The following is a 1771-nucleotide window of genomic DNA, read 5'->3' as shown; positions in this document are numbered from 1 at the left end:
AGACCGCCAGCCGGGGTACCTCCGGCAGCAGCGCCCGCGCGCGCTGGAAGATCTCACTGGCCAGCCGCACAGGAAAGGCGGGCATGCCGGGCAGGTTGTAAATCACCCGCCCGCTGGCGAAATCGGTGTAATCGTGATCCTGGGTGGCGAAGAGGTATGGCATGGGGAATTAGAGTGCTGGGGTTATGATATCATCGCAATGTGCGCAGTGCAACTGATACGGATTATAAGAACAAAACAAGCATCATACTCTTCAAGATACAAATGGCAATGGGGTCGGCAAATTTTCATCGGGTGGAAAACATGAAGCGAAATGATGAAGAATTGTGCAAGTTGCGATTCAACGAATATTTAACGAATTGCTTTCCTGAGGAAATAATAAAATGGGAAGATGTACCTAAAGAGAGTGAACCGCCGGATTATTACTTACTACTAAATGAGATTCATTATGCTGTTGAAGTTACTGATTTGGTTGAAAAGATAGACGTCGGAACCAAGCGTCCGCTTCCGCGCGAAGAGGTTAATAAAATATTTGTGGATTTTGTTAAAGATGTGGAAAGGATAGCAAAGAAAAACGGTTGGCTCTCAGGTGCTTATACTGTCTATTTTCGTCTGCCGATAAGAAATTTTAGAAAAATCAGGGCTGAGTTGCAGGAGCAAATTTTGGATTACATTCGATCAACGAAGGAGTTAGATTCAGCACCAGATTTCAAATACTTCATGGGTCACTTCCATGTTTGTCAAATCTCGAAGAGTCATAACAAGATAGCTATTATTTACCCATTCCCACCAGCCTCTGCGAAATTTGAAGAACAATCGAACCAAGAGTCAATAACGTTATTAGTTGAACGACTGAAGGTTAAGATTGATAAACTTCGAAATCTTTCAGTGCCCACTATTTTGCTGGTTCTCGATACAAACCTGTACTTTCCAAACAAAATCGCTTTTTCCGATGCCATCCCCTTGTTACCCGAAATTTCATGCTTCCACACAGTTTTCATTGTTTCACCAGTTTTCGGAGATTTTGTTTTGCATTCAAAAAATAGGGAGTGGAAGTAAAAAGCTCCGTAACTGATGGTTAGCAGATAACGATTATTCTGTGTATGGTACACTTGCGGAAATACTTGCTAATGAGGTTTTTCCATGATTCACCCTCTATTCGCAACCGCCCTCGCCCATCCGAATATTGCCTCTATCAAAACATTATAAAACCACCGCCGACATGCTCTTATCAGACGATACGAAGAACGAATGAACCCAAGTAGTCAGACCAAAAGAGAAGAGATCCGCTGGGAATTTGAAACTGCCCGAATGAAGTTTCACACTGTCCTTGGTTCTCTTTCTGAGCAGGATTTCAAAAATCAGAGTCTTAATCCGGGCTGGTCCAATGGGGAAGTTTTGGCGCATGTGACCTTCGGTTTTATTGTTATTAATGTGCTTTTGCCGATGGCACGCTTATGGGGTAAGCTCCCAAAAAGCTCTTCCAAATGGTTTGCCTGGTTGCTCAATTCCTTCACAGGTATCTTCAACTGGTTCAACATGATCGGCGCTAGAGGACAAGGGAAAGTCTTTACCTATCAACGAATAGGCAAGATTTATGATCGTGTTTATTTTTCTCTTCTGAAAAAGATCGATTCCATCAAGGATGATGAGTGGGAACACGGCATGTACTATCCTACCGAGTGGGACTCTACCTTTGACGATTTCATGACCCTTGATAAGCTTTTTCGCTATCCTATCCGTCACCTCAATTTTCACCTGCAGCAGATCA

General features: G+C 43.2%; 2 protein-coding genes. Both read left to right on the top strand.

Annotated features, from left to right (window positions below; genetic code table 11):
- The first annotated feature begins 303 nt into the window (after nucleotides 1-303).
- The gene (locus NC238_00830) at nucleotides 304-1059 is read left to right on the top strand and encodes a hypothetical protein (GenBank protein MCM1564500.1); all 756 of its coding nucleotides are present in this window, start codon (nucleotides 304-306) and stop codon (nucleotides 1057-1059) included.
- 192 nt (nucleotides 1060-1251) lie between these two features.
- Nucleotides 1252-1771 (top strand): DinB family protein (locus NC238_00825; GenBank protein MCM1564499.1); only part of this gene is annotated, 520 nt, incomplete at its 3' end.

This window comes from Dehalobacter sp. (genome assembly GCA_023667845.1).
Classification (GTDB): Bacteria; Bacillota; Desulfitobacteriia; order Desulfitobacteriales; family Syntrophobotulaceae; genus Dehalobacter.
The sequence above is the reverse complement of the archived record's forward strand: the minus strand, read 5'-3'. Positions and strand labels throughout refer to the sequence as shown.

Coding starts and splice junctions, on each gene's coding strand:
- NC238_00830 (MCM1564500.1), top strand. CDS start 304: ATGAAGCGAAATGATGAAGAATTGTGCAAGTTGCGATTCAACGAATAT.